General features: G+C 66.5%; 18 protein-coding genes. 9 read left to right on the top strand and 9 right to left on the bottom strand.

The window, feature by feature from the left end; translation table 11 throughout:
- The first annotated feature begins 63 nt into the window (after positions 1-63).
- The gene (gene dcp, locus J7J08_RS08640) at positions 64-2220 is read left to right on the top strand and encodes a peptidyl-dipeptidase Dcp (RefSeq protein ID WP_214904007.1); all 2157 of its coding nucleotides are present in this window, start codon (positions 64-66) and stop codon (positions 2218-2220) included.
- A 158-nt stretch (positions 2221-2378) separates the two neighbouring features.
- Here the strand turns inward: dcp and J7J08_RS08635 are convergent, their stop codons facing one another.
- Together J7J08_RS08635 and J7J08_RS08630 are read right to left on the bottom strand one after the other, a co-directional pair.
- On the bottom strand, positions 2379-2822 hold the full coding sequence (locus J7J08_RS08635) for a 3-dehydroquinate dehydratase (protein ID WP_214904004.1): 444 nt from the start codon (positions 2820-2822) through the stop codon (positions 2379-2381).
- Positions 2823-2825: 3 nt separating this feature from the next.
- Positions 2826-3230, bottom strand: a complete 405-nt coding sequence (locus tag J7J08_RS08630) for a hypothetical protein (RefSeq protein ID WP_214904001.1) — start codon at positions 3228-3230, stop codon at positions 2826-2828.
- Between the two features lie 200 nt (positions 3231-3430).
- Here J7J08_RS08630 and lepB point away from each other — a divergent pair, with 200 nt between their 5' ends.
- Both lepB and J7J08_RS08620 read left to right on the top strand, forming a co-directional pair.
- Positions 3431-4060: a signal peptidase I gene (lepB, locus tag J7J08_RS08625; RefSeq protein WP_214903998.1), complete on the top strand. Its 630-nt coding sequence runs from the start codon at positions 3431-3433 to the stop codon at positions 4058-4060.
- 285 nt (positions 4061-4345) lie between these two features.
- Positions 4346-5617: an MFS transporter gene (locus J7J08_RS08620; protein ID WP_214903995.1), complete on the top strand. Its 1272-nt coding sequence runs from the start codon at positions 4346-4348 to the stop codon at positions 5615-5617.
- Here J7J08_RS08620 and J7J08_RS08615 read toward each other — a convergent pair.
- Both J7J08_RS08615 and J7J08_RS08610 read right to left on the bottom strand, forming a co-directional pair.
- A complete protein-coding gene (locus tag J7J08_RS08615) occupies positions 5607-6512 on the bottom strand; it encodes a LysR substrate-binding domain-containing protein (protein WP_214903992.1) in 906 nt (301 codons plus the stop codon). The two genes, J7J08_RS08620 and J7J08_RS08615, sit on opposite strands and share 11 nt — an antisense overlap.
- Before the next feature lie 9 nt (positions 6513-6521).
- Positions 6522-7490: a LysR substrate-binding domain-containing protein gene (locus J7J08_RS08610; protein ID WP_214903989.1), complete on the bottom strand. Its 969-nt coding sequence runs from the start codon at positions 7488-7490 to the stop codon at positions 6522-6524.
- Between the two features lie 106 nt (positions 7491-7596).
- On the opposite strand from J7J08_RS08610, the gene aceB reads away from it, so the two are divergent.
- The 4 genes from aceB (at position 7597) to J7J08_RS08590 (ending at position 14493) form a co-directional block, all read left to right on the top strand.
- A complete protein-coding gene (aceB, locus tag J7J08_RS08605; RefSeq protein ID WP_214903986.1) occupies positions 7597-9246 on the top strand; it encodes a malate synthase A in 1650 nt (549 codons plus the stop codon).
- Positions 9247-9343: 97 nt separating this feature from the next.
- Entirely contained in the window at positions 9344-10627 is a 1284-nt protein-coding gene (aceA, locus tag J7J08_RS08600) for an isocitrate lyase (protein WP_214903983.1), read from the top strand.
- A gap of 329 nt (positions 10628-10956) precedes the next feature.
- A complete protein-coding gene (locus J7J08_RS08595) occupies positions 10957-12000 on the top strand; it encodes a GGDEF domain-containing protein (protein WP_214903980.1) in 1044 nt (347 codons plus the stop codon).
- Positions 12001-12012: 12 nt separating this feature from the next.
- The gene (locus J7J08_RS08590) at positions 12013-14493 is read left to right on the top strand and encodes a putative peptide modification system cyclase (protein ID WP_214903978.1); all 2481 of its coding nucleotides are present in this window, start codon (positions 12013-12015) and stop codon (positions 14491-14493) included.
- A gap of 24 nt (positions 14494-14517) precedes the next feature.
- Here the strand turns inward: J7J08_RS08590 and J7J08_RS08585 are convergent, their stop codons facing one another.
- On the bottom strand, positions 14518-14820 hold the full coding sequence (locus J7J08_RS08585; RefSeq protein WP_214903975.1) for an NHLP-related RiPP peptide: 303 nt from the start codon (positions 14818-14820) through the stop codon (positions 14518-14520).
- A gap of 182 nt (positions 14821-15002) precedes the next feature.
- Here J7J08_RS08585 and J7J08_RS08580 point away from each other — a divergent pair, with 182 nt between their 5' ends.
- Both J7J08_RS08580 and J7J08_RS08575 read left to right on the top strand, forming a co-directional pair.
- The gene (locus tag J7J08_RS08580) at positions 15003-16178 is read left to right on the top strand and encodes a putative peptide maturation dehydrogenase (protein ID WP_214903972.1); all 1176 of its coding nucleotides are present in this window, start codon (positions 15003-15005) and stop codon (positions 16176-16178) included.
- A 25-nt stretch (positions 16179-16203) separates the two neighbouring features.
- Positions 16204-17364, top strand: coding sequence for a putative peptide maturation dehydrogenase (locus tag J7J08_RS08575; RefSeq protein WP_214903969.1), 1161 nt, complete (start codon positions 16204-16206; stop codon positions 17362-17364).
- Between the two features lie 4 nt (positions 17365-17368).
- Here the strand turns inward: J7J08_RS08575 and J7J08_RS08570 are convergent, their stop codons facing one another.
- From J7J08_RS08570 to J7J08_RS08555, 4 genes are all read right to left on the bottom strand, one after another.
- A complete protein-coding gene (locus J7J08_RS08570; RefSeq protein ID WP_214903966.1) occupies positions 17369-17713 on the bottom strand; it encodes an NHLP-related RiPP peptide in 345 nt (114 codons plus the stop codon).
- Between the two features lie 39 nt (positions 17714-17752).
- Positions 17753-18106, bottom strand: coding sequence for an NHLP-related RiPP peptide (locus J7J08_RS08565; RefSeq protein WP_214903963.1), 354 nt, complete (start codon positions 18104-18106; stop codon positions 17753-17755).
- 230 nt (positions 18107-18336) lie between these two features.
- Positions 18337-20322, bottom strand: coding sequence for an acetyl/propionyl/methylcrotonyl-CoA carboxylase subunit alpha (locus tag J7J08_RS08560; protein WP_214903960.1), 1986 nt, complete (start codon positions 20320-20322; stop codon positions 18337-18339).
- 32 nt (positions 20323-20354) lie between these two features.
- The gene (locus J7J08_RS08555) at positions 20355-21965 is read right to left on the bottom strand and encodes a carboxyl transferase domain-containing protein (RefSeq protein ID WP_214903956.1); all 1611 of its coding nucleotides are present in this window, start codon (positions 21963-21965) and stop codon (positions 20355-20357) included.

The raw sequence follows: 21965 nt of genomic DNA, 5'->3' as shown, positions 1-21965 counted from the left end.
AATGGGAGTAGGGTGATCGGCTGCGGTTGTGTGCCGCGTCACCTCATTCCAGGAGCCCGTTTCATGTCGCGTACCGTTATCTTGGCCGCCGCCATCAGCCTGGCGCTGGCGGCCTGTTCCGGCAAGGAGTCCACCCCCGTGTCCGACGCCCAGACCCCCGCTGCGCAGCAGCCGGCCGACGCCTCCACCAACCCCCTGCTGAGCGCCAGCACGCTGCCGTTCCAGGCGCCGCCTTTCGACCGCATCAAGGACAGTGACTACCTGCCGGCCTTCAACGAAGGCATGAAGCAGCACCTGGCCGACGTGCGCAAGATCGCCGACAACCCCGAACCGGCCACCTTCGACAACACCATCGAAGCGCTTGAGCGCGGCGGCGAAACGCTGGACCGCGTGTCGCGCGTGTTCTTCGGCCTGGTCCAGGCCGATACCAACGAAGCGCGCCAGAAGATCCAGGAAGAAGTCGCACCGAAGCTGGCCGAACACCAGGATGAAATCAGCCTGGACCCGAAGCTGTTCGCGCGCATCAAGACCATTTACGACCAGCGCGCCTCGCTCGGCCTGGACCCGGTGCAGACGCGGCTGGTTGAACGCGATTACCAGGAATTCGTGCGCGCCGGTGCGCAGCTCAATGATGCCGACAAGGCCAGCCTGCGCAAGCTCAACGTGGAAGAAACCACGCTGGCCACCAAGTTCCACACCCGCCTGGTCGCCGCCACCGCCGCCGCCGCCGTGGTCGTGGACGACAAAGCCAAACTGGCTGGGCTGAGCGAAGAAGAAATCAACACCGCGGCTGCCGATGCCAAGGCGCGCAACCTGGAAGGCAAGTTCCTGTTGCCGCTGCAGAACACCACCCAGCAGCCGGTGCTGGCCTCGCTGACCGACCGCGACCAGCGCGCGGCCGTGCTCAAGGCCTCGGAAACCCGTGCCGAGCGTGGCGATGCCAACGACACCCGCGAAACCGTGCAGCGCCTGGCCCAACTGCGTGCGCAGAAAGCCAAGCTGCTGGGCTTCGAGAACTACGCCGCCTACAGCCTGGCCGACCAGATGGCCAAGACCCCGGCCGCCGCGCTCAAGCTGCTGACCGACACGGTGCCGGCTGCCACCAGCAAGGCGCGTGGCGAAATCACCGAGATGCAGAAGGTGATCGACGCCCAGAAGGGTGGTTTCCAGCTGGCCGCCTCGGATTGGGACTTCTACGCCGAACAGGTGCGCAAGGCGCAGTACGACCTGGACGAATCGCAGATCAAGCCGTACTTCGAAATGGACAACGTGCTGCAGAACGGCGTCTTCTACGCCGCCACGCAGCTGTACGGCATCACCTTCAAGCCGCGCACCGACATTCCGACCTACCACCCGGACATGAAGGTGTATGAAGTGTTCGACAAGGACGGCACCTCGCTGGCGCTGTTCTACACCGACTATTTCAAGCGCGACAGCAAGTCCGGCGGCGCCTGGATGGATGTGTTCGTCGAGCAGAACGGCCTGACCGGCGCCAAGCCGGTGATCTACAACGTCTGCAATTTCACCAAGCCCGCTGCCGGCCAGCCGGCGCTGCTGAGCTTCGACGACGTCACCACCATGTTCCATGAGTTCGGCCATGCACTGCACGGCATGTTCTCGAACGTGAAATACCCGTCTATCGCCGGCACCAGCACCTCGCGTGACTTCGTCGAATTCCCCTCGCAGTTCAACGAGCACTGGGCGCTGGACCCGAAGGTGTTCGCCAACTATGCCAAGAACTACAAGACCGGCGAACCGATGCCGCAGGCGCTGGTCGACAAGATCCTCAAGGCACGTACCTTCAACCAGGGCTACGCGACCACCGAGTACCTGTCGGCCGCACTGCTCGACCTGGCCTGGCACACCCAGCCGGCCGACGCCAAGCTGCAGGACGTGGCACCGTTTGAAGCAGCCGCGCTGAAGAAGTTCAAGGTCGACCTGGCGCAGGTGCCGCCGCGTTACCGCACCACGTATTTCGACCACATCTGGGGTGGCGGCTACTCGGCCGGTTACTACGCCTATTTCTGGGCCGAAGTGCTGGATCACGACTCGTTTGAGTGGTTCAAGGAGCATGGCGGCCTGACCCCGGGAAACGGCCAGGTATTCCGCGACAAGATCCTGTCGCGTGGCAACAGCGTCGAGCTGGCCGACCTGTACCGCGAATTCCGCGGCAAGGACCCGTCGGTGGAACCGCTGCTGGTGAACCGCGGGTTGAAATGACGACCGCGATGCCCGATCGGTAGGGTCGGTCGCAAGACGACTGCCGATAGCAACGCCACGCCCGGTAACGCATGACCGCGAACGGAGAGACGCCTCCGTTTTCGGTTCATGCGTCACCGGGCGTTTTTCATTTACGTGCGGTCGTTTGGGAACCGACTCTACGTCCCCACCCGATACCCCACCTCGCTACACCCCAGGTGATCCAATGCGATCTCCAGCGCGTGCATGTAACTCTGCGCGCAGTAGCCATGCGCCACACCGATGCGCTGCCCCACATCCTCCGGCAGGCACGCTTCCGGCGCCGCGCTGTCATCGTCATGCACCTCCACGTAGGCGTTATGCAGATGCGGCAGCAACCGCTGCAACCGCGTACTGCCCACGCACGCACCCGGATCCAGCAGCGTCACCTCGCCCCGGCTGTGGTCGGCCACGCGCAACGCATCCAGCAGTTCCTGCTCCGAACCACACGCGCGGATCGCCACGGTGGTGCCGGCCTCGATGGCACGGTGCACCAGCGCCTTCAACACCGGCGGCGGCAACGGCTGCGCCGTGCGGATCAACTGCCCGGCCGCTTCCGGGCCACGGATGATGAAAATCGACATCGCTCACGCCCTCCCGGCCGCGGACAGCAGCCGGCGCTCGGCAATCGCCAGCGACAAGCGGCAGGCGTCGGCGCGTCCGCTGCTGCATACCACCGTGGCTGCTGGCGCATGCTGCGGATGCAGGTGCGCATCCAACCCGCCGTCGTCGTTGGCCGCCATTTCGATGTAGGGCGCCGACAGCGCATCCAGCGCCGCGCACAGCGCATGCCCATGCTCGGCCCACTGCGATGGATCGGCGTCGGCCGGTTCAATCAACACCCAGTCCGGCGCGGTGTGTCGTGCCTCCCGCAGGCACTGCACCAGCGCGGGAAGGGTGGCGCAGTGCTGGCAGTGCACCGCATGCCCGGCCAGCTCGACCGGTGCCGGGAGAGGCTCCGGCGATGGTTGCCGGATCAACAGGATGGCCATGGAACATCTCGACAAAGCGCCCGGGGCGCGGTGTCGCTACGATGCGCGCGTGGGGTATAAAGCATCCATGCCGTTCCGGGCGCCCGGGCGTAAACAACGTGTAGCTTTCAAGGGTGAGGTGGCACGACCGTTGGTCGTCACGCGGGGAACTCAGGGCCATGCAGCTGGTCACACCTTTCTCTCACCGCAAGGAACGCCCCATGCCCCAGGTCGCCCCCGCCGCCGAAGCCCCCAAAGGCCTGCTCCACTGGCTGAAAAAGGAAGCCCTGCCGCTGCTGGTCATGCTCGGCCTGCTCGCCGCCGCGCGCGACAGCCTGGCCAACCACTACCAGGTGCCCAGCGGTTCCATGCAGTACACCCTGATGCCCGGCGACCGCGTGGTGGTGGACATGCGCGCCTATGGCCTGCGCCTGCCGTTCACCGGCGTGGAGCTGCTGCATACCGGCCAGCCGCAGCGCGGCGACGTAGCCGTGTTCGATTCGCCGCAGGACGGCACCCGCCTGATCAAACGCATCGCTGCCGTTGGCGGCGACCGTGTGGAGCTGCGCGAGGGTCACCTGAGCATCAACGGCCAGCCGCTGGCACAGGCTGGCACCGATGAGGTGGAAGACTTCGGCCGCACCCTGGCCCAGCTCGACCTGGGGCAGGGCGGTGGCCCGGACATCGCCGGCCTGACCGTACCGGCCGGCAAGGTGCTGATGCTGGGCGACCATCGCGGCAACAGCGCTGATGGACGCTACTTCGGGTTGGTCGAGGCGAACGCCCTGTATGGCAAGGCGGCGCGCGTGTATTACCGGCGCGGCGAGGGATTCACCTGGCAGGCGCTCTGAGGTTGACGCGAAGAGCGGCCGGGCAGAGCCCGGCGCTACGAGGTCGCCCGCAGCATGATCCGCCGGGCACCGCAACGCCGCCGTAGCGCCGGGCTCTGCCCGGCCCACGGCCAACCGGGACCGTCGCTCACTGGTAGCGCCGGCCGTTGGCCGGCCCTCGTAAACCTGGATTGATACGTAAAACATCTCAATCCAGACCCGTCAGGTTATGGATCGACCTGTACCCGCTGCCTATCCTGAGCGCTGATCCTTACGCACCGGCCCGCCCCCACGGGCCCAGACGCAATGAACGGCGACACCGCAGCGCTGCCCGAGCGCAGTTCCACCCACCACCCGTCCACCCCCTCCCAGCACATCGAGCAGGGCACCCCCGCGTTCCGGCGCACGGCCGTGGCGCTGTTCCTGGCCGGTTTCTCCACCTTCGGCCTGCTCTACACCGTGCAGCCGCTGCTGCCGGAGTTCAGCCGCCACTTCGGCGTGTCCGCCGCCAACAGCGCGCTGGCGCTGTCGCTCAGCACCGGTCTGCTGGCGGTATCGATGCTGGTGGCCGGGTTGATCTCGGACCGGCTCGGGCGCCGGGGGGTGATGATTACCGCCCTGCTCGCCTCCACCGTGCTGTCCGCGGCCAGCGCGATGGTCGACGACTGGAGCACGCTGCTGGTACTGCGCACTTTGCTCGGCATCGCGCTCAGCGGCGTGCCGGCGGTGGCGATGACCTACCTGGTCGAAGAAATGGACAGCCGCGCGCTGGGCCTGGCAATGGGCCTGTACATCGGCGGCAATGCGGTCGGCGGCATGAGCGGGCGCCTGATCGCCGGCATCGTCGCCGACCACTGGGGCTGGCGCTGGGGCATTGGCGCGGTCTCGCTGATCGCCGTCATCAGCACCGCGCTGCTGTGGATGCAGCTGCCCGCGTCGCGCCATTTCCAGAGCCGCCGCGGCGGCCTGCGTGAACTGCCCACGCGCTGGCGCCGGCTGTTCGCCGACCCGGGCCTGCCGTGGCTGTTCGCCACCGCCTTCGTGCTGATGGGCGTGTTCGTCACCCTCTACAACTACCTCGGCTACCACCTGCTGGCGCCGCCGTACCGGCTCAGCCAGACCGTGGTCGGGCTGATCTTCAGCGTGTACCTGGTGGGGACCTTCAGCTCGGCCTGGATGGGCCAGCAGGCCACCCGGCATGGCCGTGGCCGCGTGCTCGGGATCTGCTACGCGTTGATCGCACTCGGCATCGTCATGCTCGCATTGCCCTGGCTGGGCTGCATGGCGGTGGGCATCGCGCTGGTCACGTTTGGCTTCTTCGGCGGCCATTCGGTGGCCAGCAGTTGGGTCGGCAGCCGCGCCGGGGTGATGCGCGCCGAAGCCTCGGCGCTGTACCTGTTCGCCTACTACCTGGGGTCCAGCCTGGCCGGTGCCGCCGGCGGCGTGTTCTACACCCGCTGGGACTGGTGGGGCGTCTGCGCCTTCACTGCCGTGCTGACCGCGATCGGTGCCAGCATCGCCTGGCGGCTGGGACGACGCGCGCAACCACTGCCCGCGGCGCTCGCGCTCAGTCGCTGAAGCCGCCCTGCAGCAGCTGGGTGAAGTGGGTGATCAACGGCGATGGGCCACCGCGCCGGTAGGCCACATGCACTTCCGAACTCGCCGCGCGATCACTCAGCGGCACGAAGCGCGCGCCTTCCACATGGATGTGGCTGCACGACGCCGGCAGCACCGTGACACCCAGGCCTGACGCGGCCAGGCTGATCAGCGTGGACGCCTCGCCGGCCTCCTGGATGATGCGCGGGGTGAAGCCGGCGCTGCGGCACAGCGCGATGAAGTGGTCGTGGATGCCGGCGCCCACCTCGCGCAGGAAGCCCACGAACGGTTCGTGCGCGAACTGGCGCAGCGCCAGCGGTGCGCCCTCGGGCAGGCCGCGCAGCAGCGGGTGCTGGTCATGTACCACCAGCGCCAACGGGTCGCTGAACAGTTTGCGCGAGGTCAGCGGTGCGGGCAGCGCACGCTTGCGGATCAGCCCCACGTCCAGCTCATTGGCTACCAGCGCATCGATCTGCTGCAGCGTGTTCATTTCGCGCAGCTTCAACTGCACCTGCGGGAACTGCTGGCGGTAGGCGAAGATCGCGCGCGGAATCTGCGTGGACAACGGCGTGGCACGGGTCAACCCGATACGCAGCTCGCCGGTTTCGCCGCGCTGCGCGCGCTGGGTGAGTTCGATGGCCTGGTCCACCCGCGCCAATGCCTCGGTGGCCTGCGCCTGCAGCACCCGGCCGGCTTCGGTGAGTTCCACCCGGCGGTTGCTGCGCAGGAACAGGCGCGCGCCCAGCAGCGTTTCCAGCTGGCGGATCTGCTGGCTGAGCGGTGGCTGCGACATGCCCAGCCGCTCGGCCGCACGCCCGAAGTGCAGCGTATCGGCCACTGCCAGGAAGTAGCGCAGGTGGCGCAGTTCAATCGACATGGCAGTGCGTCAGCGTTCGGAATGACCGCTTTCATCATAGCTGCGCGGACTGAACAGGTCCGGCTGGATCAGCTCGATGAAGGCGCGTGCCTGCGGCGACAGGAAGCGGCCCCGGCGCACGATCACCCCGTAGCTGCGCTCGGGGAACCAGGCGCTCATCGAGCGCGTCACCAGCCGGCCGCGGTCGGCATCGTTGAGGCACAGCGCCGGCACGATCGAAATGCCCATGCCCATCGCCACGTACTGCTTGATCACCTCCCAGCCGCCGACCTCCAGCGCCACCGTGTAGGGCACGCGCTGGCGCTGAAACACCTGGTCCACCAGCCGGTAGGTGATCTGTCGTTTCGGGGGCAGCACCAGCGGGTAGGCCGAAATCGCCTGCAGGGTCAGTTCGGGCGCGGTGGCCAGCGGGTGGTCGGGCGGGGCGATCAGCACCTGCTCGAACCGGTAGGCCGGCGCATAGCTCAGGTCGGCTGGCACCTCGGTCATCGAGCCCACCGCCAGATCGGCCGCGTCGCTGCGCAGCAGGTCGGTGCCGTCGGCGCTGATCGCATTGTGCAGGGTCAGGCGCACATCCGGGTGGCGCTGGCGGAAGCGTTCCACGATCCGCGGCAGCAGGTACAGAATGGTCGAACTGTTGGCGGCAATGTTGAGCTCGCCCGCGTCCAGGCCTTTGACCTTGTCACGGAAGCTGGCCTCCAGCCCGTCCAGGCTTTCCACCAGCGGCTGGGCCATCTCGAACAGCAGCTGGCCCTCGCGGCTGGGCACCAGGCGCCGTCCGCTGCGCTCGAACAAGCCCACCCCCAATTCGCGTTCCAGCGCCTGCAACTGCTGGCTGATCGCCGGCTGGCTGACGAACAGCGCCTCAGCCGCACGTGAGACTGAGCCCAGCCGCACCGTCTGGCAGAACGCCCGCAGCGGTTTGAGCCGGTCAGACTTGTAGGAAAAACGCGGACTTGGCGGTCGCGGTGTGGGCATGGCGTAACGAATATAAGTTTTGCTTATGTAAAGCATTGCGATTACTGTTTTGTCAAATACCACACTCCGGCGCACGGTGGCATCACCCGCAACGCAGGAGTTGGACATGTCCGCTGTCGCCGCCTTCGCCACCGCCCAGCCCACCCCGGCCGATGCCCCGGCCACCCCGGGGATTGCCCTGACCACCCAGCTCGCCGGCCAGTCGGCCCTGCTGCCGGCGGGGGTACTGGCGCTGCTGGTGTCGCTGCACCGCGCGGTGGAACCCGAACGCCAGCGCCGCCTGCAGGCGCGCCGCGAGCGCCAGGCGTTCTTCGACGGCGGCGGCCTGCCGGACTTCCGTACCGACACCGCTGCGATCCGCAGCGAGGACTGGCGCGTGGCAGCGATTCCGGACGCCCTGCAGGACCGCCGTGTCGAGATCACCGGCCCTACCGACCCGAAGATGGTCATCAACGCGCTGAACTCCGGCGCCAAGGTGTTCATGGCCGACTTCGAGGATTCCACCGCCCCGGCCTGGCGCAACCTGTTGGCCGGCCAGCAGGCGCTGATCGGCGCGGTGCGTGGCGACCTGACCCATACCGCGCCCGGCGTGGACGGCAGACCGGGCAAACAGTACGCGCTGCGCCCGCTGGATGAGCAGGCGGTGCTGATCGTGCGCCCGCGCGGCTGGCACCTGGATGAGAAGCACGTGCGCATCGATGGCCAGCCGCTGGCCGGTGGCCTGTTCGACGCAGCGGTGTTCGCCTTCCACAACGCCCGCACCCTGATGTGCCGCCAGCGCGGCCCGTACTTCTACCTGCCCAAGCTGCAGTCGATGGAAGAGGCCGCGCTGTGGGAGACCGCGCTGTCGCATATCGAAGGCATGCTTGGTCTGCCGCACGGCCAGATCAAGGTCACCGTGCTGATCGAAACGTTGCCGGCGGTGTTCGAAATGGACGAAATCCTGCACGCGCTGCGAGATCGCATCGTCGGCCTGAACTGCGGACGCTGGGATTATATTTTTTCGTACATCAAGACCTTCCGCGCGCACGCCGACAAGGTGCTACCCGAACGCGGCCAGGTGACCATGACCCAGCCGTTCCTGAAGGCCTATTCGGAACGGCTGATCCAGACCTGCCACCGCCGCGGCGCGCATGCGATGGGCGGCATGGCCGCGCAGATACCGATCAACCACGACGCCGCCGCCAACGAACAGGCCATGGCACGGGTGCGCGCCGACAAGCTGCGTGAAGTCACCGCCGGCCACGATGGCACCTGGGTGGCGCACCCGGCGCTGATTCCGGTGGCGCAGGCGATCTTCGACGCGCACATGCCGGGCCCGAACCAGCACGCGGTGCTGCGCCGCGATGTGCGGGTGGGCCGCGACGAGCTGATCGCGGCGCCCACCGGCACCATCACCCGCGCCGGTTTCGAGGGCAACGTGGAAGTGTGCGTGCGCTACCTGGCCGCCTGGCTGGACGGCAACGGCTGCGTGCCGATCCACCACCTGATGGAAGACGCGGCCACCGCCGAGATCAGCCGCAGCCAGCTGTGGCAGTGGCTGCACGTGCCAGGGCAGCACCTGGATGACGGCACCGCCATCGACCTGCCGCTGCTGGACGCCACCCTGGCTGCGCTGCCGGCACGGTTGGGCGAGCGCAGCGCGCTGCCGGGTGGGGCGCGTATCGAGGAGGCCATTGCCTTGCTGGGCGAGCTGAGCCGCCGCGACGACCTCACCGATTTCCTGACGTTGCCGGCGTACGACCGCCTGGCCTGACCCCAGCAGCCGGGCAGAGCCCGGCTCTACCTCCGAACGCCCACCACCGCCGTAGAGCGGGGCTCTGCCCGCTGCCGACCCACCCTGGAGAACCGCCATGACCAAGCTGCCAACCGCCGAACAGATCCAGCACGAATGGGACACCGACCCACGCTGGGCCGGGATCCAGCGCAACTACAGCGCCGCCGACGTGGTGCGCCTGCGCGGCACCGTGCACGTGGAGCATTCGCTGGCCCGGCTGGGCGCGGAGAAGCTGTGGAGGTACCTGCATGAAAAGGACTTCGTCAACGCGCTGGGCGCACTGACCGGCAACCAGGCCATGCAGCAGGTCAAGGCCGGCCTCAACGCCATCTACCTGTCCGGCTGGCAGGTCGCCGCCGACGCCAACCTGGCCGGCCAGATGTACCCGGACCAGTCGCTGTACCCGGCCGATTCGGTGCCGGCGGTGGTCAAGCGCATCAACAACACCCTGCTGCGCGCCGACCAGCTGCACCACGCCGAAGGCAAGGACGAGATCGACTTCCTGCAGCCGATCGTGGCCGACGCCGAAGCCGGCTTCGGCGGCGTGCTCAACGCCTTCGAGCTGATGAAGGCGATGATCGAAGCCGGTGCGGCCGGCGTGCACTTCGAAGACCAGCTGGCCTCGGTGAAGAAGTGCGGGCACATGGGTGGCAAGGTGCTGGTGCCTACCCGCGAGGCCATCGAAAAGTTGAACGCCGCGCGCCTGGCCGCCGACGTGCTGGGCGTGCCCACCCTGCTGGTGGCGCGTACCGACGCCGAAGCCGCCGACCTGCTGACCAGCGACATCGACCCCAACGACCAGCCCTTCGCCAGCGGCGAGCGCACCCCGGAAGGCTTCTACCGCACCCGCAATGGGTTGGACCAGGCGATCAGCCGTGGCCTGGCCTACGCCCCCTATGCCGACCTGGTGTGGTGCGAGACCGGCAAGCCGGACCTGGCGTTCGCCCGCCAGTTCGCCGAAGCGATCCATGCGAAGTACCCCGGCAAGCTGCTGGCCTACAACTGCTCGCCCAGCTTCAACTGGAAGAAGAACCTGGACGACGCCACCATTGCCAGGTTCCAGCAGGAAATCGCCAGCTACGGCTACAAGTTCCAGTTCATCACCCTGGCCGGCTTCCACGCCCTGAACTACTCCATGTTCAACCTGGCCCACGGCTACGCCCGCCGCCAGATGAGCGCCTTCGTAGAACTGCAGGAGGCTGAATTTGCAGCCGCCGACCGCGGCTTCACCGCGGTCAAGCACCAGCGCGAGGTGGGCACCGGCTACTTCGACGCGGTCACCCAGGCCATCCAGCAGGGCCAGTCTTCCACCACCGCCCTGACCGGTTCCACCGAAGAAGAGCAGTTCCGGGCGGCATAGCCGCCCGGAACCGGCGGCAACCGCCGCAGCCGGGTGGCGCCACCACCCGGGGTAGCGCCGGCCGTTGGCCGGCTCCCCGTGAACCCACCGAACCAGACCGCCCCTGTAGGGGCGGCCCTTCTGTTATATGCCACCGCCAAGTGCTACGGTCCGCCCAAGCCCCTCGGACTAAAGAGTGGCCGGAATCGGCCGATAACCGCGTTGTGGGAGAACGGGCCGAGGCGCCGGCTGGATTGCGGGCGCCGAAGTAAAACTGTGATGAGGCGCACTCTTTAACGGGGTGATATCCTCATCCGCTCACCGGGGACGCTAGGAAGCGGGTGTACGGGATGACCGGCAAGTTGGCCACACGTGTGTGCGAATCCGAGTCAGGCATCGCCCAGACCGCGATGGCTGAGATCGTGCACGCCGTCCTGAGCGCCGGCGAATTCGCCCTGTTCGCTGAATTCGGCCAGCACCGCCCGCTGCGCGCAGGCGAGCACCTGTTCCTGCGCAACCAGTCCGGCAACACCATGTATGTCATCGTCACCGGTGCCATCGAGCTGGATTTCGGCGAGGACCTGGTGGTCAAGACGCTGGGCCAGCATGAATTCTTCGGCGAACTGGGCCTGCTGATCGGCGACCACCCGCGCAGCGCCGATGCCCGCGCCACCACCGAAACGCTGGTGCTGGAGCTGGACCACACCGATTTCCAGCGCCTGGTCGACCGCGACCCGGGCCTGGTGGCCTACTTCCTGCGCCGCACGATCATGCGCGTGGTGAGCAACGAACAGGTCCTGATCCGCCAGCTGCGCCGGCGCAACCACGACCTCGAAACCGCGCTGGACAACCTGTACGTCACCACCCACCAGCTCACCCACACCCGCGAGCTGGTGCGCACCGATGAGTTGACCGGCCTGCACAACCGCCGCGGCCTGGCGCTGTACCTGCAGGAATGCCGCAACCACGGCGACGGCGCGCCGCAGGGCCTGCTGCTGATCGACTGCGACCACTTCAAGCAGGTCAACGACGAGCACGGCCACCAGGCCGGCGACCGCGTCCTGCAGAGCGTAGCCAACATCCTGCGTTCGGTGGCCACCGAAAACGACCGCGCCTGCCGGCTGGGCGGCGACGAATTCTGCCTGCTGCTGCGCGAGGCAGAGCCCGACACCCTTCAGCACGCGGCGGAGTTCATCCTCAGCGCGGTACAGGGCCTGATGGGTCGGCCTGGCGGCCAGCCACATGTCTGCCCGGTCAGCATCGGCGTATGCCTGCTGCAGCCGGACACCGACTGGAGTGACTGGTACGCCCACGCCGATAATGCGCTGTACCAGGCCAAGCGCCTGGGCGGCAACCGACTGCACTGGTCGCGTGCCGCGACCGCCACCCCCTGACGGAACACCCGCATGAACGGCGACACCGGAACGTCGACCCAGGCCCCGCAGCTGCGGGCATTGCTGTTCACCGATCTGTGCGATTCGCTGGTCCTGGTCGAACGCATCGGGGATGGCGCGGCGGCCGAGTTGTTCCAACAGCATGACCGGTTGGTGCTGGCCCTGCAGCAGCAATGGAATGGCCAATTGATCGATCGTTCCGACGGCTTGTTCCTGCTGTTCGAGCGCGCCATCGACGGCCTGGGGTTTGCCTTGGACTACCAGCGTGAACTTCAGCAGCTCGGGCGGCGTTGCAATGTGACGCTGCGCGCCCGTGCCGGGCTGCACGTGGGCGAAGTACTGATCTGGGACAACAGCCCGGAGGCAATCCAGGCCGGGTCCAAGTCGGTGGAAGTGGAAGGCCTGGCCAAGCCGATGGCGGCGCGACTGATGGGTCTGGCGCGGCCCGGGCAGATCCTGCTGTCCTCGGTGGCCGAGTCGCTGACCCGGCGTGCCAGCAGCGAGCTGGGCGAGCGCGCTGCGCAGTTGCAGTGGCGCTCGCACGGCCCCTGGCTGTTCAAGGGTATTCCCGCTGCGCAGGAGGTATTCGAGGTCGGCGAACCGGGTTTCGCGCCGCTGCGCATGCCCAAGGCCCATCCCAAGGCGCAGCGAAAGCTGCCCATCTGGCGCAGGCCGGTCGCGCTGGCGGCCGAACTGAGCCTGCTGGCGGTGCTCGCCATCGGCGGCTGGATGCTGCTGCGTCCCGAACCGGCCATTGCCTTCGCCGAGCGTGACTGGGTGGTGTTGGCCGACGTCGACAATGCCAGTGGCGAGCCCTTGTTCGACGACGGCCTGCAGCGTGCCCTGCTGCTGGGCCTGGAGCAGTCGCGCTACGTCAACGTGCTGTCCGCCAGCAAGGTGAAGGAATCGCGCGAACTGCTGCGGGTGCCGGCAGAGCATGCGTTGGATCGGGAGCTGGCGGGCGACGTGGCGTCGCGCGAGGGCGCACGGATGGTGCTGGCACCCAGCATTCGTCGCGCCAGGGGCCAGTATGTAGTGGCCGTGGACCTGATGGATCCGGTTACCCGCGCGGTGGTGCGCACCTACCACGCCGACGCACCGTCCCCCGGGGATGTGGTGGCCGCCGTAGACGACGTGGTCGGTCGCCTGCGCGCCGGCCTCGGCGAAACCGTGGCCTCGGTCCAGCAGTCGGTGCCGTTGCCGCAGGCCTCCACCGACAATCTGCAGGCATTGAAGTCGTTTGCATTGGCCGAAAGCGCGATGGGCCAGCGTCGCTTTACCGAAGCCGCCAAGCTCTACGAGGCGGCGCTGGACGCCGACCCGGACTTCGCCATGGCCCACATGGGCCTGGCCAGGCTGCTGGTGCGGGTGGATCAGCGCGCCGAAGCCCTGCCGCACCTCCAGCGTGCGTTGGCGCTTAATGATCGGTTGCCGCACCGCGAGCGCCTATACCTGAAGGCGTGGAGCAGCGGGTTGCGTCCGGATGGCTGGCCGCTGGAAGACTGGCGGGTGCTGGCGGAGGTGTATCCTGACTCCTTTGCCGGGCAGGCAAACACCGCCCAGTACTTGTTGCTGGATAACCGTTTCGCAGAGGCCGAGCGCTATGCGCGCGCCGCTTCGGTACCGCAGGCTCCCCTGCGCGCCTCCACTCTCGGATACCTGGGTTGGAGCCAACTGGGTACCAATCGTTACGACGAAGCGCTGCGCAGCTTCCAGTTGTCCGAGCAGCTGAGCGGTCGAGTCGCCAGCGACACACGGGTAGACGTGCTGATAGCCCAGCGCCGTTACAAGGAGGCACAGGCGCTGATGGCGCAGCTGCCCAAGGCCCGCGACGAACTGGAGGCCATCATGTACCAGCGCGTCCGCGTGCTGCTCGCCGCCGACCAGGACGACTGCACCGGCATGGCCGATGCCCTGGCCAGCGAAGACTTTCCGACCGAATCGGTCGACTTCCGCACGCATGTATTGCTGATGCAGGGGGTGGTGGACACCGCCTGCGAGCGGTCGAATCCCGCTGCACTAACTGCGGTGTCCGACCAGCTGCTTCCGTTGTTGAAGGACACCGCCAACCCGAATCTGTCGGACCGGGTGCTGCGCATGCTATCGCTTGCATATCTCGCACAGCGCCAGGGCGACCTCGCGCGCGCCGATGCGCTGCTGCGCGAGCAGGGGCCGCTCATCGCGGCCCAGAAAAGTCCGGTAATCGATAAGTGGCATACGGTTGTGCTCGCCATGCAGCAGCTCGGCAGGAACCAGCCCGCCAAAGCCGAGGCCCTGCTGCGGCCGATCCTGGATGGAACCGAACCGGTCCAGGCACGGGTGGTGCTGCGCGACGCGCAACGCCGGCTGGATAATGTGGAAGGGTTCCAGAATCAGAACGAATGGCTATTCGACCATCGGGGACAGGCGTTTACCGAACCGGCGGCGATGCAGCTGATGCAGCCGCTGAGCGTGCGCGACACGCTTGCCGACGCCAGCCTGCGTCCCCAGTAAACCAGACGCAGGCTGGCGGCGTACTCATTCCAGCGAGTCGGCGGCCTTGCCTGCCTCGAAGCAGTGGGGCACGAACATCGCCTGCAATGAGGTGCTCAAGTACTGCTCCAGCTGTGCCTGCACTGCGCGAAGTTCATCCACGCTGGCCAGCTGCTGGATATCGCAGCACTCAGGCTGAGCGTCCACATTGACGCCAATTTCGGCCAGTGCCTTGGCCGCATCCTTCTGGAACAGCTCCCGGAAAGCGGGGTCCTCGATCAGCCTGCCAACCAGCCGCGCCGCGATTTCAGGGGAGATCTTGTTCGTTTCCGGCTTGTCACTGCTCATTGCGTTCAGTCCTCCAGGTTGAATCAGGTATATCGGCCGGGGCGACAGCTAATGTAGCCCCGGGCATCCAGGTGAATCTGCGGTCCCCCGCAGAACGCAGGTTGGGTCGATTACCGGACACGGTCATCGCATCGCCTGGCGTGCGTCCTAGAATGTCCCCGCCCTTCCAAGGTTATTCCGAGATGAAACTGCGCCGTTGCACCACCGTCATGTTCGAACCGAGGGAGGAGGTCAGCCTCGGCCTTCAGGCCATTCTTGCCGGACGTGCAGAGGTGACCACCCAAACCACTTGGCTGGCCCTTGCCGCACACCTGGACCAGTCCGTACCGGTGAGTGTCGCGCAGCGTGAGCTGCTCGGTTCGCTCAGTTCCCGTCATTGGAAGGACGCGAGCGAAGTGGCTGCCACGCAGGCAGACTGGCAAGCCTTGCTGGGGGCGGGACTACTGATATCGGACGGCGACGAACACGCAGAGCACCGCCGCCGTGACGAAAGCATGCGTGACGGACACTGGTGGCCGCTGGCCGCCCTGGCACACCGCCACGGCCGCTGGAGCGGGGTGGACAGCGCCGCGCAGATGCGCGAGAGCAACATGGTCACCGCGCAGGACCTGCGACAGCAGCTGGGTGCACCGCCGCCGGCGGTGCAGACCCAGCCAGGCCGCTATCAAGCATTGCCCGCAGTGGAAGCGACCGAGTACGACCGGATGCTTGAACGTCGCACGACCTGTCGCAATTTCGACGTCCAACGCAGTATGTCGCGCGAGCTGCTCGCGCAGCTACTCCACCGCACGGTGAAGGCCCAGGCGGTCGTACGGGTGGAAGCCGACACCGAGTTTCTAAAGAAGAATGTTCCATCAGGCGGCGGTCTTCATGCCACCGAGACCTATCTGCTGATACAGCGCGTGGAGGGACTGGAACCGGGTCTTTATCACTATCATCCCGTGGAGCATGCACTGGTGGCACTGCCACGCCAGTGCGGTCGCCCACTCCAGGAGGTGGCCAACGCCATGCTTTCCGGGCAGGACTGGTTCGCCGACGCCGCCGTGCACCTGGTGTTGGTACCTCGTTATGCACGTACATACTGGAAGTACCGCAACCACTCCAAGGCCTACCGGGCCCTGCTGCTGGACGTCGGGCATATCTCGCAGGCAATTTACATGGCGGCCACCGAGCGTGGCATGGCCGCCTTCGTAACCGCGGCCATCAATGACGTGGATACTGAAGCGGTGTTCGACCTTGACGGAATCACCCAAAGTCCGATTGCCATCGTCGGCGTGGGTTGGCGGAGTGAAACGCTGGATACGCTTGAGTTCGACCCGAATCGCATCGTCTGGGGCCAGTCGACTATAGTTGCCTGACATCAATTGATCGCAGGCCGCTTGCATGAAGTTCCGCCGCTGCCAGGTGCTGTTCGTAGAGCCGCAGGAACGCGCCGGGTTCAGTCTGCAGAACCTGCTCGAAGGTGGTAGTGGCCTTCATTTCGAGCGGGAGATCATGGCGCTGACAGGCCATATGGACGAGCCCTGCAGAATCGACACCAGTGATGCCCAGCTGCTGTTGGAATGCAGTGCGCAACACTGGCAGGCGCTGCCTGACGATCCTTCCAGACGCGAGCAGGTTTTGCGCCTTGTTGATCGCGGGCTTCTGGTCAGCGATGCCGACGATCAGGGTTCGCACGGCGCAGCGGACAGGGTGATGCGTGCTTCCAACTGGTGGCCTCTCGGTGCCCTGTTCCATCGTCACTCCCGATGGGCGGGGGTGGATAGTGTGTCCGAGATGGAGCGACATCAGCTTGTAACCGCACAGGACCTCGTGCGCCAGCTGGGCGTTCCGCCCGAAGAAGTGCTGCCTCGATGCGATAATGCAGTTGCGCTGCCCAGGCATTGCGGCACGCAGTTGGACGAAATGCTCTCCGGCCGTACTACGTGTCGCAACTTCGATGTCTCGCGTCCGTTGCCAATGTCTTTGCTGGCAGCAATGCTGGAACACGTCCTGATGGCGCAATCGCACGTGGACCCGGAGCCGGGCGTGCGTTTCCTCAAGAAGAATGTGCCCTCTGCGGGTGGTCTTCACCCGATGGAGGCATATGTCCTTGTCCAGTCCGTGGAAGGATTGACGTCTGGTCTCTATCACTACCACCCGGTCGCGCACGAACTGGGGTTGGTTAACCAGCCGGAATCAGCGTCCGGTTTTGCCAAGCGGCTGCTGTCGGGACAGCACTGGTTCGCAGATGCACATGCGCTGGTCATTCTGGTATGTCGATTTGAACGGAATTTCTGGAAGTACAGGCAGCATGCCAAGGCCTATCGCGCAGTGGTGCTGGATGCAGGGCATATTTCCCAAGCCATCTACACGCAGGCCACGCTTCATGGCCTGGGCGCATTCGTGACCGCTGCCATCAATGAGGAAGAGGCGGAACGGCTGCTTGGCTTGGAGCCCATGCGAGAAGGGCCACTGGCGGTGTGTGGCTTTGGTTGGCGTTCCACGCGGATGCAGACGGCGGAAATGGATCCCGCCGGCCGCATATGGAACGTCCAGTCCTGAAGCGTTACTCCGCTGAGTTTGCTGCCTCGCTGCCGTGGCCATGCGCGAAGGTGAAAATCACGGTCATGGATGCGCGGGTGGCTCCGGTCAGGTGCGAGTAAAGGGCGTCGTATGCATCCAATATTTCTTCCTTGCTTGCCAGTTCGCCAACCATCATGCACATCGGCGTCGCTGCTCCGACGGGCAGCTTAAAGCCCACCTCGCTCAACGCACTTCGCGGGTCCGACTTGAACAGTTGCCGGAAGGCGTCGTCGCTGCTCAGCGCCTTCAGCAAGGCGATCGCAACGTCTGGCGGAATGGCGGGCTTGCTGGATGCTTCGGGGGCGGGGTGCATGGAAACAGCGTGCATTGAAGACTCTCCTTGTATATCGAGACTACGGGATGCGCATCAGGCGCGGGCAGATACCGATGACGCGTGGTCCAGGCGAAGATCGGAAACTACCGGCTGCCACCCCAGCTGCGGCGCCGGGCCGCCGGCCTCGAAGCAGAACACAATGCGGAACGCGGCCTTTACCTGGAGCTGCTTGGTGATCTCATCGCGCATTGCCTGGAATTCGTCCTTGGACGCAAGACTGGCAATCGGGTCACAGCAGTTCCGGGTCATGTCCGTGTCGACGCCCAGCGTCGCGAGCGCTTGCGACGGGTTGGCGGAGAACGTCTCGCGGAATCCATCATCGCTGGTCAACAGGTCAAGAAGCTGGCGAACGGTGTCTGCCGGTAGAGGTGCGCTTGTCGAGGTCATCTGAACATCCCTGCGTTCGAATGAGTCAAGTCGCCATCGGCCGCCACGGCAGTACATCGAGCCAACCGCAAGGGCGAGACTTTGGCTACCAGTGATGGGGCACCGGCCACGACGGGTGGAGACGCTGAGGGGGCCCCGCACGGATCATACATCCTGCGTCCGCCAACGCCAGTTCCGCCAAGCCCCCTCAGCGGCCACCCATTGAACGCGGGTGGCGATCCTGCCGCATGTCACGCCAAGGCTTCAAAATCCACCAGCACCGCGCCGTCGGCCACCTGGTCGCCCGCCTTCACCCGGTACCCCTGCACCGTGCCATCGGCCGGCGCCTGCAGCGTGTGCTCCATCTTCATTGCCTCCAGCACCAGCAACGGCGTGCCGCGCACGACCTGGGTGCCCGGCACCAGCAGGGTCGCCACGATCCGGCCCGGCATCGGCGCGACCAGGCTGCCGGCGTCGGCCACGCCCTGGTCAGCCTCGCTGACCGGGTCATGCAGGGTGAAGCGCTGCACGCCGTTGCTGCCGAACAGATACAGCTCGCTGCCGTCGCGTACCACGCGGGCGCGGTGCAGGTTCTCTCCTACCTGCAACGCCAGCTGTTCGCCGGTCATCCGGCCCTGTGCCGATACCGTGGTGCCGGCCAGCTCGATCGACCACACCTCGCCGTGCCCTTCAACCGCCACCACCTGCTGGTCGCCACGATGCTCCAGCGTCAGCCGGCGCGCCGCGCGCTGGCCCAGCCGCCAGCCATCACGGGCCTGCCACGGCGAATGCGGGTCGCGTGCATCGGCAGCAGCAGGCGCATCGGTACCCAGCGCCGCCACTGCCGCCAGCGCCCACAGCGCGGCATCGGTGTCGCCCACACGCGGCGCCAGCGCGGCCTGCTCGCGTTCGATCAATGCGGTATCCAGCTTCGCGTTCGCGAACGAATCGGTCATCACCAGTCGGCGCAGGAACGCGGCATTGGTGGTCACGCCCACCACCTCGCACTCGGCCAATGCCTGCTGCATGCGGCGCAGTGCGGCATCGCGGTCCACGTCCCAGACGATCAGCTTGGCAATCATCGGGTCGTAGAACGGGGTGATCGCATCGCCCTGTTCCACACCCGCATCCACGCGCACGTGCGCGCTGCCGGATGGCAGGCGCAGGTGGCGCAGGGTGCCCGTGGAGGGCAGGAAGCCCTTGTCGGCATCTTCAGCGTACAGCCGTGCTTCCAGCGCATGGCCGTTGATCTGCAGTTGTTCCTGCTGCAGCGGCAGCGGCGCACCGCTGGCCACGCGCAGCTGCCATTCCACCAGGTCGGTGCCGGTGATGCACTCGGTGACCGGGTGCTCCACCTGCAGGCGGGTGTTCATTTCCATGAAGTAGAAATCGCCATCCGGCCCGGCAATGAATTCCACCGTGCCTGCGCCCACGTAGTTCACCGCGCGCGCGGCATCCACCGCCGCCTTGCCCATCGCGGCGCGGCGCTCGGCGGTCATCCCCGGCGCCGGTGCTTCTTCCAGCACCTTCTGGTGGCGGCGCTGCACCGAGCAGTCGCGCTCGAACAGGTACACCACGTTGCCGTGGCTGTCGCCGAACACCTGGATCTCGATGTGGCGCGGGCGCTCCACGTACTTCTCCACCAGCACGTGCGCATTGCCGAACGCGGACTGCGCCTCGCGCTGGCAGCTGGCCAGCGCCTCGACGAAGGCGGCGTTGTCCTCCACCTTGCGCATGCCCTTGCCGCCGCCACCGGCGCTGGCCTTGATCAGCACCGGGTAGCCGATGGCATCAGCCTGCCCGCGCAGGAACGCAGGATCCTGCGCATCGCCGTGATAACCGGGGGTGAGCGGAACGCCGGCCTGCTGCATCAGCGCCTTGGCCGCGCTCTTGTCGCCCATCGCGCGGATTGCCGCAGCAGACGGGCCAATGAACACGATGCCGGCCTCCGCGCAGGCCTGGGCGAAGTCCGCATTTTCGGAGAGGAAGCCGTAGCCGGGATGGATCGCCTGCGCACCGGTGCGGCGCGCCGCCTCCAGAATGGCGTCGGCACGAAGGTAGCTTTCGCGCGCCGGGGCCGGGCCGATGGCCACGGCTTCATCGGCCAGTCGCACATGCCGCGCGTTGCGGTCGGCGTCGGAATACACCGCCACCGTGGCAATGCCCAGGCGCTGGCAGGTAGCGATGACACGGCAGGCAATCTCGCCACGGTTGGCGATCAGGATCTTGGTGAACATGGAAGTCTCGTTGCGCATGCCAATGGGCCGGATCACATCCGGAACACGCCGAAGTCGGTTTTGCGGGCCGGGGCGTTGAGGCTGGCCGACAGCGCCAGGCCCAGCACCCGGCGGGTGTCGGCCGGATCGATCACGCCGTCGTCCCACAGCCGTGCACTGGCGTAGTAGGGGTGGCCCTGCTGCTCGAACTGGTCGCGGATCGGCGTCTTGAACGTGTCTTCGTCCTGCGCCGACCACTGCCCGCCCTTGGCTTCGATGCCATCGCGCTTCACCGTGGCCAGCACGCTGGCGGCCTGCTCGCCGCCCATCACGCCGATGCGCGCGTTCGGCCACATCCACAGGAAGTTGGGCGAATACGCGCGGCCGCACATGCCGTAGTTGCCGGCACCAAACGAACCGCCAATCACCACGGTGAACTTGGGCACCTTCGCGCACGCCACCGCCATCACCAGTTTGGCCCCGTCCTTGGCGATGCCGCCGTGTTCGTACTTGCGGCCAACCATGAAGCCGGTGATGTTCTGCAGGAACACCAGCGGAATGCCGCGCTGGGTGCACAGTTCGATGAAGTGCGCGCCCTTGAGCGCCGACTCGGAGAACAGGATGCCGTTGTTGGCGATGATGCCCACCGGGTAGCCGTGCAGGTGCGCGAAACCGGTCACCAGGGTGTTGCCATAGCGCGGCTTGAACTCGTCGAAGCGCGAATCGTCCACCACGCGCATGATCACTTCGCGCACGTCGTAGGGCTTGCGCGTATCGGCCGGAATCACCCCGTACAACTCGTCCGCGGCGTAGCGCGGTGCCACCGGTGCCTGCACCGCCAACGCCGGCTCGGGCTTGCGCCAGTTGAGCTGGGCGATGATCGCGCGCACCCGCGCCAGCGCCTGCAGGTCGTTGTCGGCCATGTGATCGGCCACGCCGGAAATGCGCGTGTGCACGTCGGCACCGCCCAGTTCCTCGGCCGTGACCACTTCACCGGTAGCGGCCTTCACCAGCGGCGGGCCGCCCAGGAAGATGGTGCCCTGCTCGCGCACGATCACCGTTTCATCGCTCATCGCCGGCACGTACGCACCGCCGGCGGTGCACGAGCCCATCACGCAGGCGATCTGCGGAATGCCCTGCGCGGAGAGGTTGGCCTGGTTGTAGAAGATGCGGCCGAAATGGTCGCGGTCGGGGAACACCTCGTCCTGCAGCGGCAGGAACGCGCCACCCGAATCCACCAGGTAGATGCACGGCAGGCGGTTCTGTTCGGCCACTTCCTGCGCGCGCAGGTGCTTCTTCACCGTCATCGGGTAGTAGGTACCGCCCTTGACCGTGGCATCGTTGGCCACGATCACGCATTCCACCCCGGACACGCGGCCGATGCCGGCCACCACGCCAGCACTGGCGATGTTGTCGCCATACATGCCGTGCGCGGCCAGCGGCGCGATCTCCAGGAACGCGCTGCCCGGGTCGAGCAGGGCATCGATGCGGTCGCGCACCAGCAGCTTGCCGCGCGCGGTGTGTTTCTGCCGCGCCGCGTCGGTGCCGCCCAGCGCGGTCTGCGCCAGGGTGGCGCGCAGGTCGTCCACCACTGCCTGCAATGCGGCGCGGTTGGCCTCGAAGGTCTCGCTGCCCGGTTGCAGCTGGGTGCTCAATACAGTCAT

Source organism: Stenotrophomonas sp. ISL-67 (genome assembly GCF_018612915.1).
In the GTDB taxonomy this organism is placed as follows: domain Bacteria; phylum Pseudomonadota; class Gammaproteobacteria; order Xanthomonadales; family Xanthomonadaceae; genus Stenotrophomonas.
Note: the sequence above shows the minus strand (reverse complement) of the source record. Positions and strands in the feature narration are given on the sequence as shown.